This window comes from Streptomyces sp. RKND-216 (assembly GCF_004795255.1).
GTDB classification, from domain to species: Bacteria; Actinomycetota; Actinomycetes; order Streptomycetales; family Streptomycetaceae; genus Streptomyces; species Streptomyces hazeniae.
Map to the genome: position 1 here is coordinate 1636303 of NZ_SSBQ01000002.1, position 13858 is coordinate 1650160.

The 13858-nt window shown below is 73.6% G+C and carries 18 protein-coding genes; 7 read left to right on the forward strand and 11 right to left on the reverse strand.

Annotated features, from left to right (window positions below; translation table 11 throughout):
* Positions 1 to 84 precede the first annotated feature (84 nt).
* Entirely contained in the window at positions 85 to 255 is a 171-nt protein-coding gene (locus E4198_RS06945; protein ID WP_210732788.1) for a hypothetical protein, read from the forward strand.
* An 8-nt stretch (positions 256 to 263) separates the two neighbouring features.
* Here E4198_RS06945 and E4198_RS06950 read toward each other — a convergent pair whose 3' ends face one another.
* Complete coding sequence (locus E4198_RS06950; protein ID WP_136182402.1) at positions 264 to 695, reverse strand: VOC family protein; 432 nt, start codon at positions 693 to 695, stop codon at positions 264 to 266.
* 31 nt (positions 696 to 726) lie between these two features.
* Positions 727 to 1272: a peptidoglycan-binding domain-containing protein gene (locus E4198_RS06955; RefSeq protein WP_136182403.1), complete on the reverse strand. Its 546-nt coding sequence runs from the start codon at positions 1270 to 1272 to the stop codon at positions 727 to 729.
* Positions 1273 to 1490: 218 nt separating this feature from the next.
* Here E4198_RS06955 and E4198_RS06960 point away from each other — a divergent pair, with 218 nt between their 5' ends.
* Together E4198_RS06960 and E4198_RS06965 are read left to right on the forward strand one after the other, a co-directional pair.
* Positions 1491 to 1922: a MerR family transcriptional regulator gene (locus E4198_RS06960; protein ID WP_136182404.1), complete on the forward strand. Its 432-nt coding sequence runs from the start codon at positions 1491 to 1493 to the stop codon at positions 1920 to 1922.
* Between the two features lie 754 nt (positions 1923 to 2676).
* On the forward strand, positions 2677 to 3513 hold the full coding sequence (locus E4198_RS06965; RefSeq protein WP_136185225.1) for an MIP/aquaporin family protein: 837 nt from the start codon (positions 2677 to 2679) through the stop codon (positions 3511 to 3513).
* Between the two features lie 201 nt (positions 3514 to 3714).
* Here the strand turns inward: E4198_RS06965 and E4198_RS06970 are convergent, their stop codons facing one another.
* The 4 genes from E4198_RS06970 to E4198_RS06985 all read right to left on the reverse strand — a co-directional run bounded on the left by E4198_RS06970 (position 3715) and on the right by E4198_RS06985 (position 6655).
* Positions 3715 to 3906: a hypothetical protein gene (locus tag E4198_RS06970; RefSeq protein ID WP_136182405.1), complete on the reverse strand. Its 192-nt coding sequence runs from the start codon at positions 3904 to 3906 to the stop codon at positions 3715 to 3717.
* 82 nt (positions 3907 to 3988) lie between these two features.
* Positions 3989 to 5194, reverse strand: coding sequence for a saccharopine dehydrogenase NADP-binding domain-containing protein (locus E4198_RS06975; protein WP_136182406.1), 1206 nt, complete (start codon positions 5192 to 5194; stop codon positions 3989 to 3991).
* 64 nt (positions 5195 to 5258) lie between these two features.
* Positions 5259 to 5909, reverse strand: coding sequence for a DUF4232 domain-containing protein (locus E4198_RS06980; RefSeq protein ID WP_247597577.1), 651 nt, complete (start codon positions 5907 to 5909; stop codon positions 5259 to 5261).
* A gap of 71 nt (positions 5910 to 5980) precedes the next feature.
* A complete protein-coding gene (locus tag E4198_RS06985; protein WP_027766077.1) occupies positions 5981 to 6655 on the reverse strand; it encodes an HNH endonuclease family protein in 675 nt (224 codons plus the stop codon).
* A gap of 334 nt (positions 6656 to 6989) precedes the next feature.
* Here E4198_RS06985 and E4198_RS24815 point away from each other — a divergent pair, with 334 nt between their 5' ends.
* A complete protein-coding gene (locus tag E4198_RS24815; RefSeq protein WP_168711387.1) occupies positions 6990 to 7160 on the forward strand; it encodes a hypothetical protein in 171 nt (56 codons plus the stop codon).
* A 206-nt stretch (positions 7161 to 7366) separates the two neighbouring features.
* Complete coding sequence (locus E4198_RS06990; RefSeq protein ID WP_136182407.1) at positions 7367 to 7897, forward strand: hypothetical protein; 531 nt, start codon at positions 7367 to 7369, stop codon at positions 7895 to 7897.
* A 189-nt stretch (positions 7898 to 8086) separates the two neighbouring features.
* Here the strand turns inward: E4198_RS06990 and E4198_RS06995 are convergent, their stop codons facing one another.
* Positions 8087 to 9004, reverse strand: coding sequence for a universal stress protein (locus tag E4198_RS06995; RefSeq protein ID WP_247597578.1), 918 nt, complete (start codon positions 9002 to 9004; stop codon positions 8087 to 8089).
* A 118-nt stretch (positions 9005 to 9122) separates the two neighbouring features.
* On the opposite strand from E4198_RS06995, the gene E4198_RS07000 reads away from it, so the two are divergent.
* Both E4198_RS07000 and E4198_RS07005 read left to right on the forward strand, forming a co-directional pair.
* Positions 9123 to 9869, forward strand: coding sequence for a peptidoglycan recognition protein (locus E4198_RS07000; protein ID WP_136182409.1), 747 nt, complete (start codon positions 9123 to 9125; stop codon positions 9867 to 9869).
* A gap of 166 nt (positions 9870 to 10035) precedes the next feature.
* Positions 10036 to 10725: an HAD family hydrolase gene (locus E4198_RS07005; RefSeq protein ID WP_136182410.1), complete on the forward strand. Its 690-nt coding sequence runs from the start codon at positions 10036 to 10038 to the stop codon at positions 10723 to 10725.
* A gap of 78 nt (positions 10726 to 10803) precedes the next feature.
* Here the strand turns inward: E4198_RS07005 and E4198_RS07010 are convergent, their stop codons facing one another.
* Genes E4198_RS07010 through E4198_RS07025 form a run of 4 tightly spaced genes read right to left on the reverse strand, consistent with a single transcriptional unit; the run spans position 10804 to position 13645 of the window.
* Entirely contained in the window at positions 10804 to 11469 is a 666-nt protein-coding gene (locus E4198_RS07010; RefSeq protein WP_136182411.1) for a dienelactone hydrolase family protein, read from the reverse strand.
* Complete coding sequence (locus E4198_RS07015; protein ID WP_136182412.1) at positions 11466 to 11723, reverse strand: hypothetical protein; 258 nt, start codon at positions 11721 to 11723, stop codon at positions 11466 to 11468. The genes E4198_RS07010 and E4198_RS07015 overlap by 4 nt, the downstream gene beginning before the upstream one ends.
* Complete coding sequence (locus E4198_RS25680; protein ID WP_281727965.1) at positions 11720 to 12151, reverse strand: GMC oxidoreductase; 432 nt, start codon at positions 12149 to 12151, stop codon at positions 11720 to 11722. Before E4198_RS25680 ends, E4198_RS07015 begins: the two co-directional genes overlap by 4 nt.
* Positions 12152 to 12178: 27 nt before the next feature.
* On the reverse strand, positions 12179 to 13645 hold the full coding sequence (locus E4198_RS07025; RefSeq protein ID WP_136182413.1) for an aldehyde dehydrogenase family protein: 1467 nt from the start codon (positions 13643 to 13645) through the stop codon (positions 12179 to 12181).
* Positions 13646 to 13858: the final 213 nt, after the last annotated feature.

The following is a 13858-nucleotide window of genomic DNA, read 5'->3' on the forward strand; positions in this document are numbered from 1 at the left end:
CAGCCCACCTGGAGACGGCACGCCGGGGCTCCGTCGTCACCCGATGCGGCCCCACGCCTGGCCCTGGCCAACCTGCGCACCGACGTGCGGGTGCTGCGGCTCGACGGCTACGCGCCGTCCCGGCGCATCCTGCTCGCCCGGCTCGCGCCCCGCGTCCCGACGCCCGCCGAGGAGGCCATGACCGACGTGATCCTCCAGGTGGGGCGGACCGTTCCGGGGGCGTCGGGCCCGCGAGGGGAGACCGGGCAGCGCTGAGACTCGGATCAGCGCTGAGAAAGCGGAGCCGGGACCTCCTGGAGAACCCAGCCGTTCCCGTCGGGGTCGTCGAAGAAGGCGAACGAGTTCCAGGTCTCGCCCCGGCCCTCCTCCCAGCCGTTCGGGCCGACGTGCTGGACGGGGCTGACGTCGACGCCGCGTCCGGTGAGGTCGGCGTGCGCGGCGGTGATGTCGGTGACGCAGATCTGCACGGCGCGCAGCGCGCCGGGCTCCATGTCGGACTGGCTCGGGGAGCTGGGCATGCCCTGGGAGAGAGCGAGGGAGCAGCGGGAGCCCGGCGGGGTGAGCTGGACGATGCGGATGCCCGGAGCGACCTCGGTGTCGAGATCGACGGGGAAGCCGCAGCGGTCGGCGTAGAACTCCTTGGCCCGGTCGATGTCGGTGACGGGGACGACGATGACCTCGATGGTGTAGTCCATGGGTCCTCCTTACTCCTCTCCTCGGCGAGTGTCAGCAGACGGGCCCCGCGTCGGCCCAGAAGACCAGTTCGGGCCAGGTCTGAGGTCCGACGAGACCGTCCACGGTCAGGCCGGCGCACCCCTGGAAGCGGCGCACGGAGTCGTCGGTCACCGGGCCGAAGTCGCCGTCCTCGGGGATGGACGCCCCGGACAGGGCGAGGTTGAGGTAGCACTGGGCCTTCACCACGGCCGGCCCGGAGGAGCCCTGCTGGATCGCGGGTTGCGCGGTGGTGGCCAGGCACGCCTCCCCCTGCGGAGCGACGTCCGGCGGCGGGGCGACCGTCGTGGTCCCGGGCGCGGACGGCGGTGACTCCGGTGCCCTCTCGGTCACGGTGGCGGAGGGACGTTCGGTGACGGTACGGGTCTCGGCAGGCTCCTCGGCGGGCTCCTCGGCAGGCGCGGAGGGCGCCGTCGTGGTGGTACCCGGGCCGTCCCCGGACGGGTCGCCGGAACCACCCCCGGTGCAGCCGGCGACGGTGAGGAGCACGGCCAGAAGCACGGCCGGCAGAAGCGGCAGAATCGCGTTCGAGCGGCGCATACGCATCGCCTCCGAGAGCACCGGGAGGACCGGGAGGAGGATCGGGAGCCGGCCACTCCAGGCTGCGCCCGCGCCCGGCACCCCGCATCCCGGGCGGGCAGGGGCGGCCTCCTCGCCGCGCAGGCTTGAACCTGACGTCGGAGGAGGTCGTAGCGTCGGGAACACCGCTGGCGAAACCGGTGGTTCCGGGATGTTCCGGACGAGGAAGCGAGGACGTCATGGCCTGGAAGGTGGGAGAGCTGGCCCGGCCCACCGGCCTGACGGTGCGCACGCTGCACCACTACGAGCGGATCGGCCTGCTCACGCCGTCGGGACGTACGGGAGGCGGGCACCGGCTGTACGACGAGGCCGACGTGACGCGGCTGTACCGGGTCGTGGCGCTGCGGGAGTTGGGGCTGTCACTGGACGCCGTGGGCACCGCGCTCGCCGGCGAACTGGACCTGGCCGACCTGCTGCGCAGCCACCTGGAGCACGTCGGGCAGCAGCTCACCGCGCTGCGCGCCCTGCACGCGCGGCTGTCGACGCTGGTGTCGGCAGCGAGCAGATCCAGCGCGAGTACGGCAGCCCGTCGGAGCACTGATCGCCTACGTCACCCGTGCCCGGGAGGCCGCTGCGGACTGACTCCTCTCCCGGACCGCCCGCACACGTGAGCGGGCACGGGAGGCACGCCGACGCCGCGTGAGGGTGCGGCGTGACCGGCACCCGCCCCGCAGCCGGACGCCGGGCATGGCGATCGATTGCACAACTGGCAACGGGAGTTATCGGCCAGAGTGCCGATCCCCCGGCCCGCCGCGGCGCGTTCGGGCCGAGACGGCGGCTCACCCGCCGCTCCCGCGCCGCGGCAACGCCTCCGCCCGCTCGGAGAACCGCATGGCGCACCCGTGGCGCCTGGCAGAGACGGCGCTGCCCGAGGGCCTGCCCCTGAAGCTGTTCGACATCCAGCGCTCGGCGAGCGTCTTCGCCGAGCCGGACCGGCTGCCCGACGGTCGAAGGTCGAGGTGCCGTGGCTGAAGTGGGCCTCCGTGGTCGCGCCGAACGAGTGGGCGCGACCGGGCGCTCGGCGCCTTCCACGTGTACGCGCATCTGGCGCTGTTCCGGCGGGCGCTCCAGACGCGGATGACGCCGGAACTCGTCGCCCGGTTCGGGGCGCCGGAGGCGGACTACCCGCCCTCGCTCTACCGGTTCGCGCCGAGACCCCGGCCCGAGCACCCGGCTACGGGCACCCGTCCAGCCGCCGCGCCGCCGGGGCGCCACCACATCACCCGAACGGGCCTTTCCGGCAGGACACGCTCTCCCCCGCTTGCGACGGTGAACGGGCCGACGTGAGGAGGGTCAATGTCTGAGCACACGGCTACGGAGCGCACCCCGCGCCGCCGCGGCTACCGGGCAGGGCTCGGTGGCGAGATGCTCGCCGAGTTCCTGGGTACGTTCGTCCTGCTGCTGCTGGGAACGGCAGCGGTGGCGGTCGCGGTCGTGGGCCTGCCGGGCTCGGGGCGCCAGACCTCCGACTTCGGTCCGGCGAACTGGCTCATCATCACCTGGGGCTGGGGATTCGCCGTCGTCTTCGGCGTGTACGTCGCGGGCGGCGTCAGCGGCGCGCACATCAACCCCGCGGTGACCCTCGCCTTCGCGGTGCGGCGGGCGATCCCCTTCTCGAAGGTGCTCCCCTACTGGGGCGCCCAACTCGTCGGCGCGTTCTGCGGCGCGGCGGTCACCTACTCCTGCTACCGCTGGGCCATCGACGCGGCGAACCAGGCGGCAGGCATGACACGCGAGGAGTCGTTGAGTACGTACTCCATCTTTGCGACCTTCCCCGCCGAGTACTTCGGCGGCGGCATCTGGGGGCCGTTGCTGGACCAGATCGTCGGCACCGGCATCCTGCTACTGCTGATCTGCGCCCTGATCGACCAGCGCAACCTGGCGCCCGGGTCCAACATCGGCCCCTTCATCACCGGTCTGATCGTGACGGTGATCGGCCTGACCTTCGGCACCAACGCCGGCTACGCCATCAACCCGGCCCGCGACTTCGGGCCGCGCCTCTTCACCTACTTCGAGGGCTGGGGTGCGATCGCCCTGCCGGGCACCTTCGACTGGTTCAGCGGCTACTGGTGGATTCCGATCGTCGGCCCGCTCATCGGCGGCATCGTCGGCGTCCTGGTCTACGACCTGATCATCTCCCCCGTCCTCAAGGCCCGCCTCGCCGCAGGCGAGGCCCCCGAGGAGGGCCGCGCCCCCGAGTGACCCCAGGAGCGGCGCACCGTTCGCCCCCGTGCCCCAGGGCACGGGGGCGAACAGCATGCGCACGACCGCCGCCGATGCGGCCAGGCATGGGTCGGCCGGGCCTGCTGACACAGCGGTGGCCCGGCGGAAGGTTCCGCCGGGCCACCGCTCAGGCTCTGAAAGGGGGCGCTCCTCTGGCCGCGTCGTCCAAGGCGTGGGGGGTCACTTCCGGAACGCCTCCCGCGCGCGGAGAGCGACGCGTCGTACGTCCGCCGCCGTCGAGGTGCGGGAACGACCGCCTCGTGGGGCGGCGGTCGTGCGTCCGTGGCCACGGGTGCGGGCCTGGCGGAGGGTGTTCTCCACGAGGCTCCGGGCCTTGTGCGCCTTGGCCGAAAACGTGCTGTGCGATGCCATGGTCGCGCTCCTCGTTTCGTGAGCCGTTTCCTTGACAGTGGTTCACGTGCCCGGGTCACGGACCGGTAAACGTGGTGTTCTCTCAGCGGCCTTCGTGGGTGACGTGGAAGCGGAGGCCGGCGCGGACGAGGCGGTCGGTGAGGGCGGGACCCATGGCGGTGGCGGTGGTGAGCTGGCCGGTGAGAGCGGGGAGTTCGTCGTGGGCGAGGCAGAGCGCGGACTCGGCGAGCATCTTGGCGGTCTCGTCATAGCCGGGGTCGCCGCCGGACACCTCGGTGGCGATGCGGCGGGGGCCGTGTGCGGTGAGGGCCTCGGCGAGGAAGCGGACGGAGAAGGTGCTGCGGGCGCGGCGCTCCTCGGAAGGGCCCTCGCCGGAGCCGAGCCGGGAGGTCAGGGCGCGGCGGGCGGCGGGGAGTTGGGCGAGTGCGACGAGTCCGGCGGTGCCGGCGAGGCCGCCGAGGGCGACGGGGAGCCGTCGGACGGCGGCGGCGTGCCGGTAGCGGAAGTCGGGGCCGTAGCGGTCCAGGGCGGCGGCGGAGCGGGCGACGACCTGCGGGTCGACGGTGGGCAACGGCACGGCCCAGCTGCGCAGGAGGGGGACGCGACGGATGCCGCCCGTGGGGGTGGAGACGCGGCGGTCGGTGGGCCAGGGCTCGACGCGGCGCCGTTCGCGCGCGGCCTGGAGCATCTGCGGGCCGCGCGCGAAGGCGTCGAGGGCGGAGGCGAGGGTGCCGCCGGAGAACCGGGCGTCGGCGGTGACGTAGCCGTCGATGCGCAGCGGTACGCCCTCGGGGAGCAGGCCGACGGTGTACTGGACACCGAGGTCGTGCGGGACGGAGTCGAATCCGCAGGCGTGGACGAGGCGGGCGCCGCTGCGGCGGGCGGTCTCGTGGTGGCGGACGTAGGTGCGGTCGATGAACTCGGGCTCGCCGGTGAGGTCGACGTAGTCGGTGCCGGCTTCGGCGCAGGCGGCGACGAGTTCCTCGCCGTGGCGGAGGTAGGGGCCGACGGTGGTGAGGAGGACGCGGGTGGCGGCGGCGAGGCGGTGCAGGGCGGGCGTGTCCGTCACGTCGGCGTCGAGCAGCGGGAGTTCGGCCCATGCGGGGCGGATGCCGGCGAGTTCGGCGCGCACGGCGGCGAGCTTGTCGCGGTTGCGTCCGGCCAGGGCGACGCGGCAGTCGGCGGGCGCGTTCGCGGCGAGGTAGCGGGCGGTGAGCCGACCGGTGAAGCCGGTGGCGCCGAACAGGACGAGGTCGTGCGGGCGTTCGGTTGCGCGGTTCTCGGGCACGGCGGCTGCTCCCTGGGGTCGTGCGAGTGGCTGGCACGGGTTTCCAGGGGCAGCCTATGCCTTGTTACCCCTCGGTACGCTGCCAGGCCGTGGCGCCGAGCCGGCCCGTGTCGCCGAGGTCCAGGCCGCCGTCGAGGGCGACCACCTGCGCCGGCCCGCCGGGCGCCGGGGCGACGGAGAGGTAGGGGGCGTGTACGGCCGGAACGGTGGACCCGGTGACGGTGTTGCGCCAGGCCAGGGTGGTCTCGGCGGAGTCGCCGGGGGCAAGGGTGAACCGGCCGGGCTCCTCGGCGCCGCCGACCCCGGCGCTGATGTCGTCGGTGCCGCGCAGAACCTCGACGTCCACCCGATCGTGGTCGTCGTCGAGGACGGTCAGGGACGGGTAGCCGCTCAACTCGTACGGCGCGCCACCGCAGTTGGTGAGGGTGAGGCTGGTGGCGCGCAGGCCCATGGCGGCGTCGACGAGACCCGTGGTGACCCGCAGGCCGGACGGCGGGCACGCGGTCGGCGCAGCCGCCGAGGGCGGCGCGAGGGAGGGGGCGGAAGGGTCGCCCGGGCCGGGCGGGGCCGTGGTGGTGGCGCGCGGTGCGGGAGTGCGCGCGGGATTCGCCTCGCGTTCGAGTTCGGCGCCGAGGCCGCAGCCGGTCAGCGTGGCGAGGAGCAGACCCGCCAGGACGGCAGGGGCGGCGGGACGTGCGGAGCGGAGAAAGGTCACGGAAAGATCATCGCACCGCGGTGCCAGCCGGAGTGGGGGTCCCGGCCGGCACCGCGGGGCTCACGGCAGATTCAGCAGCCGTTGAGGATGCCGCTGAGGGCGCTCTTCTCGGCGCTGTCCACGGTGAGGTTCCATTCGTGCTTCACCCACACCCACATGCGCGCGTACATGCAGTGGTAGCCGGTGCTGGGCGGCAGCCACTCGGAGGGGTCACGGTCGCTCTTGGACTGGTTGGAGTTGTCCGTGACGGCGATCAGCTGGGAGGTCGACAGGTCGTTGGCGAACGACTCGCGGGACGCGGTCGACCAGCCGCTGGCGCCGGAGCGCCAGGCCTCGGCGAGCGGCACCATGTGGTCGATGTCGACGTCGCTGGGGGCCTCGGACCAGACGCTGTCGTAGACGGAGTACCAGCGGCCGCTGGTCGGGTAGCAGTCGCTGCCGGTCGAGACGCCCTCGCCGTCGCGCTTGAGGACGGTCTCGCGGGTGTCGCAGCTGTTGCCCTGGCTCGACCAGTGGGGGAACTTGTCGCGGTCGTAGCCGCTCATCGAGCCCTCGCCGCTCTCGGTGAGCCCGGCGAGATAGCTGCGGGCGGTGGCGGCGCTGGGCGGGGCGGGGGGATAGGCGTGGGCCGGTGGGCCGACGAGGAGGTTCGCGAACGACAGCAGGCCGACGAAGGCCGCGAGCGTGGCGAGGTGTCGACGCGCGTTGAACGCACGGCGCGCGGGGGGTATGCGCGTGCTTGTCATGGCACTCCCGGATGGCGAGTTGGGGGGGAAACGGACCGGCGCGGCTCCGGGGTTGCCCGGGGCCGTGCCGTCCGGCTGCTTGCCTCGCGCAACAGAGTGACGGCATGCGCATGCCATAGCAAGGGTCGGCGCATGGCCCGTGGGTGAACGCCCGGTACCGGGACGGGCCCTGCGGCGCGGCGCTCCGGTCGTACCGCCCCGAAACGGCGGAAGCCGCGCGCCCGGCCGGGACCGGGGGGCCGCACAGGCGACGTGGACACGTAGACTCTCCGGCGCCGACCTCGGGGAGCCCGGGCGGCGGCCGGATGTCCCTGACCTGAAGGAACGCTGCACGATGACGACCGCAGACCGGGCCGATGCGCCGATCTACGCCAGTCTTGTCCAGGAGCACGGCGACGTACTCAGCGAGGCCCGCCGGGTCGCCGAGCAGGCACAGCGGGACGTGTCCGCGGTGATGGACTTCAGCCGGACGACGTCCCTGTCGGGCGGCCCCGGGGCCCGCTGAGGGCGGGCGCTTCCGCGTCACGCGACGGGGTGGGATTTCGATCCAGGGGTCTGCACCCCCGTGTCAGACCCCTGGATCTGTTTTTCCGAGTAAACAGTGACGCAGAGTGTATGCGCAAGGCACGGTTCAGCGTCCGGCGGGTGTGTGATCCGTGAAGCTTTGGATACGGTGGTACATGCAGGCATACGGCGGACTGGGGGCTGCGGATGAGTGGCGCGGGCATACCTGGCGAGGATGAACCGCGGTCCCTCGCCGAGAAGATCACCTGGTTGCTGCACAACGCCTTTCCGTCCGGCGGGCGTTCGGACGAAGCGGTGCCGTCCGACCGTCAGGTGGTCCGCGCCGTCAACGAACGCGCCGGCCGGCACGTCATCGGCCACACCACCTTCTGGAAGCTGCGTACCGGCAAGATCAACCCGGAGACCGGGGAGCCCTACACCGCTTCTGAGGACATGCTGGAAGGCATCGCCGCCTTCTTCGACGTGGACCCGAGGTTCTTCAAGTCCCGCAGCGAGGTCGTCGGCCAGGTCGTCGAGTCGCTGCGTTTCCTGCGCTCGGTGCACAACGGCGACATCACCGGCATCGCCGGACGCGGTCTCGGCGAGGAGGGCCTGAGCCACGAGCTGATGGCCTTCATGAACGAGGTGCTCGCCGAGTCCCGCCGGGACGACGTGGCCCGGCGCGCGGATGCGGAGCGAGGCGGCGCCGGACGGGACGACGGGCGCGGGCGGGACTGAGGTTTTTCCGCCCTGCTGGGGGCTGGATCAGGCCACCCCCTGGCGTTCGGCCCGCGGATAGGGCAAGATCGGTTCCACGGCCCGCCCGGTGTGCATCCCCCGTCGCACCGGGCGGGCCTTCTGCATGCCGGGACCGGCGCGGTACCGGCCGACGTCGCCGCCGCGCGGCCCTCACGCGGCCCGGTCGTCTCAGTCGTGCGGCACGACCGCCACCGGACAGGCGGCGTGGTGCACGGCCGCGTGCGCCACCGGCCCGATGCGCGGGCCCAGCGCCGTACGGTGCTTGCGGCAGCGGCCGACGACCAGCAGGTCCGACCCCTCCGCCTCGTGGACGACCGCCTGCGCTGTGCCCTCCAGCCGCAGCGCGGCACGAAGTTCGACGCGCGGATGGCGTTCCGCCCAGGGCCGAACCAGCTCCCGCACCTCGCCCTCCACCTCCTTGCGGTACTGCACCGCGATGTGCGGCACCACCGGGCCGCCGGGCACGTACACGTGCGACGGGAGCCTGATCGCGTGCACCACGTGCAGCGGCAGGCCGGTGACCTCGGCCGTCTCGAAGGCGAACCGCAGCAGGTTCGCGTAGTCGTGGTCCAGGCCGAGCGCCACCACCACCCGCGGGCCGTGCGGGTGCACCTCCTCCTGCTCGGGCTCGTGCGCCGTGCCGGCCTCCCGCGCCTCCGGGTCCTCCTCGGCGCGGACGAGCACGACGGGGTGTTCGGCGCGGGCGACCGTGCTGAGGCTGACGCCGCCGAGGAAGAAGCTGGGCAGCCGCCGGGTGCCGTAGGAGCCGAGCACCAGCATCCGCGCCTCGGCGGACACCGTCAGCAGCGCCTCCTCCGGTTCCCCGGCGATCACGTCGGTGATCACGTGCAGATCGGGTCGGCGCCGCAGTACGTCGTCCCGCGCAGCGTCCACGATCTCCCTGCCGGTGGGGCCCGGCGGCATCGCCTCCGGCTCCGGCCGGGAATCCGGCTCCCGGGCGTGCACCAGCCGCAGCGGGACCCGGCGCAGCCCGGCCTCCGCCGCCGCCCAGTGCAGGGCGGCCGTGGCGGCCGGGGAACCGTCCAGCCCCACCGCGATCACGTTCGTCCGCTCGTCGTCCGTCACGGCCCGGCGAGTACCCCGGCCGGACGACCTGTACCACTTCGGAGGAGACCGACCGACGTCACCCGAACGGCTGCGTCGATGTGTGCGATGTCGCTGGTCGCGGCGCACCGTAGTGCACATGTGGCGGCCCAGGCTCGCGCTCGCCGTGGTGTGTCTCCCGCTGGCGGTGCTGGTGCGGTGGGGTGCCCCGGCCGTGGACTCCGGCGCCCTGCCCCGGGCGGAAGAGACCGCGGACAGGCCGGCGGCGCCGCGTCCCTACGTGGTCCCGCGGGTGGCGTGGGGCGCGGACGAGCAGATGGTGCGCGAAGCCCCGGCGTACGTCGACCGGGTCCGCGCCGTCGTCGTCCACCACACCGACCACGTCAACGGCTACGACTGCGACCACGTCCCGGCCCTGCTCCGCGGCCTCCAGCGCGACCACATCGAGAGCGAGGGCTGGGACGACGTCGGCTACCAGTACGTCGTCGACCGCTGCGGCACCATCTACGAGGGCCGCGGCGGGGACGGCGCGCACACCGTGCGGGGTGCGCACACCAAGGGCTTCAACAAGGAGACGGTCGGCATCGCGGCGCTCGGCACCTTCGACGAGGGCACTCACGTGCCGCGCGCGATGCTCGACGCGATCGCCGCCGTGGCCGCCTGGCAGCTCGACCCGGGCGCCGACCCGCACGGACGGGTCCGTCTCACCTCGACCAACGACGCCAGCCGCTACCCGAAGGGCGCCGGCGCCACGTTCGACGTGATCACCGGACACCGCGCGGGCTACGAGACGAACTGCCCCGGCGACGCACTCGTGGCGAAGCTGCCGCTGCTCCGCGACGAGACGGAGCGGCTCCGCGACGCGACGGAGCTGCGCCGCGGCTGAGGTGCGGCGCCCGGCCGGGAGGATCACCGTCTTCCGCCGGGGTGCGGCTGCCGTGCGGCGGCCCGGGTACTCGTTCGATGTGCCGGGGCGCCCCCGCCAGTCGCCCCGGCCAGGCCCGTACGACGACGAGCGCGGCAGCGCGTGAGAGAGCGACGAGGAGTGGCACATGAGCGCAGCGCAAGGCACGAGCCCGCGCGCGGTGCTGTTCGACGTGGACGGCACCCTCGTGGACACCAACTACCTGCACGCCGTGACGTGGTGGGAGGCGTTCCGGCAGGCCGGTCACACTGTGCCCATGCCGGACATCCACCGGTCCGTGGGCATGGGCGCCGACCGGCTGATCGGTCACCTGCTCGGCGACCAGCGGGACCGCGACCAGGACGCGCGGATCAGCACCGCGCACAAGGTGCTGTACGCGGAGTACTTTCCCAGGCTGGCCGCACTTCCCGGCGCGGCCGATCTGCTGCGGGCGGTCGCCGGGAAGGGGCTGCGCGTGGTCCTCGCCAGCTCCGCGGGCGGCGGCGAACTCGCTGCGATGCGGGCCGCGATCGACGCGGACGACGTGATCGGCGCGGCAACGAGCGGAGACGACGTCGACGCCACGAAACCGGCGGCGGACCTGGTCGAACAGGCGCTGCGACGGGCCGGGGTCCCGGCGGATGAGGCGGTGTTCGTCGGGGACACGGTGTGGGACATGAAGGCGTGCGGGAAGGCGGGGGTGGCGGGGGTCGCGGTGCGGTCCGGTGGGATCGCGGAGGAGGAGCTGGTCGAGGCGGGTGCGATCGCGGTGTACGAAGGCCCGGCAGACCTGCTGGCGGCGCTGGAGCGGAGCCCGTTGGTCGGGCCGCGCGCCTGAGCAGTCCGCCGTCGGGACCCCCGAGCCGGACCCCTGCCCGCCACAGCCCGCCACGCACGGGGCGCGCCGCACGCGTCGTCAGGCGCCGATGGGGCCGGGGAGCGTGCTGAGGAAGAAGTCCCGGGCGGAGGTGGCGGCTTCGGCGAGGGTCCCCGGCTCCTCGAAGAGGTGACCGGCGCCGGGGACGACGCGGAGGGTGCAGGGGGCGGACAGCGCCTCCGCTGCCTGCTCGTTGAGGCGCAGGACCTCCGTGTCGAGACCGCCCACGACCAGCAGCACGGGCGGGCGGACCCGTCCGAGCGCCTGCCCGGCGAGGTCCGGGCGGCCGCCGCGGGAGACGACGGCGCGGACCGCGTCGGGGCGTTCCGCGGCGGCGGTGAGCGCAGCGGCGGCGCCCGTGCTGGCGCCGAACAGCCCCAGCGGAGCGCCCGCGGTGTCCGGACGCGCCCCCAGCCGGTCGACGGCCGCGACGAGACGCCCCGCGAGCAGGGGGATGTCGAAGCGCAGCTCCGCGGTGACCACGTCGGTGCGTTCCTCCTCCCCGGTGAGCAGGTCGAACAGCAGTGTCCCCAGGCCCGCTTCCTGGAGGACGCGGGCGACGGCGCGGTTGCGGGGGCTGTGCCGCGAGCTCCCGCTGCCGTGGGCGAAGGCGACGATGCCGCGGGGCTCCGGCGGGAGGACGAGGTCGCCGTCGAGCACCGCGCCCCGGCCCACCTCGAGGTGCAGGGGAACGGAGCCGGTCATGGCCCCTCCCCCGGAGACGGGGTGGGCGGAGGGGCCGCGTCGCCGCGGGGCTCGCTCGGGACGGCGACGCCCGCAGGGGCCGTGCTGCGTCCGTAGTGGTGGGTGGCGAACATGTACAGCAGCCCGGCGCCCACCACGATGCCCGCGCCGAGGAGCACGACGTAGTCGTCGTACCAGGGCGCCTCGGGGGTGCGCGGCCAGGAGATGTTGACGAGGGCGAACAGCCCGTAGGCGAGGAAGTCCGCGTCGTTCACGGGCGTTCCTCTTCCACCGGGGCCGCCCCGGTGAGGAGGTCCGCGGCGCGTTCGGCGACCAGCAGGACCGTCACCATCGGATTGCCGGTGGGCATGGTGGGGAACACCGAGGCGTCCACCACGCGCACCCGCAGCAGCGGGGCGAGTACGGCGAGGGGGTCGTCCGACGTGCCCATCCGGCAGGTGCCGGCCGGGTGGTGGACGGTGTGTGCGGCGCGCCGGCCGTACTCGGACAGTTCGCGTTCGGTCTCCCGCTCGGAGCCGGGCGCCGGTGCAGCCCCCGGCGACCCACTCGTGCAGGTCCTGCGGCAGCGGCCGGAAGCTGATGAGCGTGTTGTGCGAGGAGCAGCCGCCGAGCACGCGGGCGCGGGAGTGCAGGGTGTGCGAAGAGCCGCGGGGCTGCTCCTCGATGTCGTACACCGCCTCACGCGACTCCGCCTCGTCGGTCGTCGCGCTCACCCCTTGAACCAGCCGGACGGCGCCGGCGCGAGGTTCTGGTAGATGTGCTTGGTCTCCTGGTATTCGCGCAGCCCGGCGACGCCGAGTTCGCGGCCGATTCCGGACCGGCCGAAGCCGCCCCACTCGGCCTGCGGCACGTAGGGGTGGAAGTCGTTGATCCAGACCGTGCCGTGCCGCAGCGCGTTCGCGACCCGCTGGGCGCGGCTCGCCTCGGACGTCCAGACGCCGCCCGCCAGGCCGTAGCGGGTGTCGTTGGCGAGGGCGACGGCGTCCTCCTCTCCGGCGAAGCGCTCGACGGTGACGACCGGGCCGAAGATCTCCTCCTGCACGATGCGCATGGAGCGGTCGCAGTTGGCGAAGACCGTCGGCTGCAGGAAGAAGCCACGGCTCAGCTCCGCCGTCTCGGGCCTGCGGCCCCCGGTGACCAGCGTCGCGCCCTCGGCACGGCCGGTCTTCAGGTACTCCTCGACCTTGCCGCGGTGTTCGGCGGAGCTGAGCGGTCCACTCTCGGTCTCCGGGAGCAGGCCGTCGCCCAGGCGGATGCGCGCGGCCCGTTCGGCGAGCTTCTTCACGAACCGGTCGTGGATGCCCTCCTGCACGAGGAGGCGGGAGCCGGCCGAGCAGACCTGCCCGGAGTGCAGGAACGCGGCGTCCAGGGCGTAGTCGAGGGCGGCGTCGGCGTCGCAGTCGTCGAAGACGATGTTGGGGTTCTTGCCGCCGAGTTCGAGGGCGACGGTCTTCACACCGTCGGCGGCGGAGGCCATGATGCGGCGTCCGGTGGCCAGACCGCCGGTGAACGACACCAGGTCGACCTCGGGGTGGGCGGTCATGGCGGCGCCGACGACGTCTCCCGCGCCGAGGACCAGGTTGACGACACCGGGCGGTACGCCGGCCTCGACGATGAGCCGGATCATCCGCACGGTGCTCAGCGGAGTGGTCTCGCTGGGCTTGAGGACGAAGGTGTTGCCGGCGGCGAGGGCCGGGGCGACCTTCCAGGATGCCTGGAGCAGCGGGTAGTTCCAGGGGGCGATCAGCGCGCAGACCCCGACGGGCTGGTGCACGACGCGGCTGAGCACGTCGCTGCCCACGTCCAGCACCCGGCCGCCGTCCTTGTCGGCGATCTCCGCGAAGTAGCGGAAGGCGTTCGCGACGTCCTCGACGTCGATGCGGGACTCGGCGAGGGTCTTGCCGGTGTCGAGTGTCTCGGTGCGGGCGATCTCCTCCTTGTCCCGCAGCAGGTACCGGTGCACCCGGTACAGCACGTCGGCCCGGGCCCGGGTGGGCAGGCCGGACCACGCGCCGGAGTCGAAGGCGCGGCGGGCGGCGCGCACCGCGTGGTCGACGTCCGTCTCGTCGGCGTCGTCCACGGTGGTCAGGACGGTGGCGTCGAACGGGTTGACGACGTCACGCCGGCCTCCGGCCACCGCCCGGACCCACTCCCCGTCGATGAACAGTTCGGGCACGTGACCTTCCCTTCCCAGTCTCCTCAGTCCACCCTCGTGCGGCGGCCGTGCCGTGACCACTCGGCACGGCCGACCGGGGGAACGCGCGTGTCGCGCCCGCCGGGCCGCGTGGACGGCGCGGGCGGCGGGGCGTCGCACGGGCGCACGGCCGTTCGGGCGCGGCGGTGCCCGCCACCCGGGTGTCGTCCCGGCGTGCCGCCGCCCGGGCGACGG

Bases quoted from the DNA above. Each gene is read 5' to 3' on its own strand.
- E4198_RS06960 (WP_136182404.1), top strand. From the start codon at position 1,491: ATGGCCTGGAAGGTGGGAGAGCTGGCCCGGCCCACCGGCCTGACGGTG.
- E4198_RS07010 (WP_136182411.1), bottom strand. From the start codon at position 11,469: ATGACCGGCTCCGTTCCCCTGCACCTCGAGGTGGGCCGGGGCGCGGTG.
- E4198_RS06985 (WP_027766077.1), bottom strand. From the start codon at position 6,655: ATGACAAGCACGCGCATACCCCCCGCGCGCCGTGCGTTCAACGCGCGT.
- E4198_RS06990 (WP_136182407.1), top strand. From the start codon at position 7,367: ATGAGTGGCGCGGGCATACCTGGCGAGGATGAACCGCGGTCCCTCGCC.
- E4198_RS06970 (WP_136182405.1), bottom strand. From the start codon at position 3,906: ATGGCATCGCACAGCACGTTTTCGGCCAAGGCGCACAAGGCCCGGAGC.
- E4198_RS07000 (WP_136182409.1), top strand. From the start codon at position 9,123: ATGTGGCGGCCCAGGCTCGCGCTCGCCGTGGTGTGTCTCCCGCTGGCG.
- E4198_RS07005 (WP_136182410.1), top strand. From the start codon at position 10,036: ATGAGCGCAGCGCAAGGCACGAGCCCGCGCGCGGTGCTGTTCGACGTG.
- E4198_RS06950 (WP_136182402.1), bottom strand. From the start codon at position 695: ATGGACTACACCATCGAGGTCATCGTCGTCCCCGTCACCGACATCGAC.
- E4198_RS06955 (WP_136182403.1), bottom strand. From the start codon at position 1,272: ATGCGCCGCTCGAACGCGATTCTGCCGCTTCTGCCGGCCGTGCTTCTG.
- E4198_RS24815 (WP_168711387.1), top strand. From the start codon at position 6,990: ATGACGACCGCAGACCGGGCCGATGCGCCGATCTACGCCAGTCTTGTC.
- E4198_RS06965 (WP_136185225.1), top strand. From the start codon at position 2,677: ATGCTCGCCGAGTTCCTGGGTACGTTCGTCCTGCTGCTGCTGGGAACG.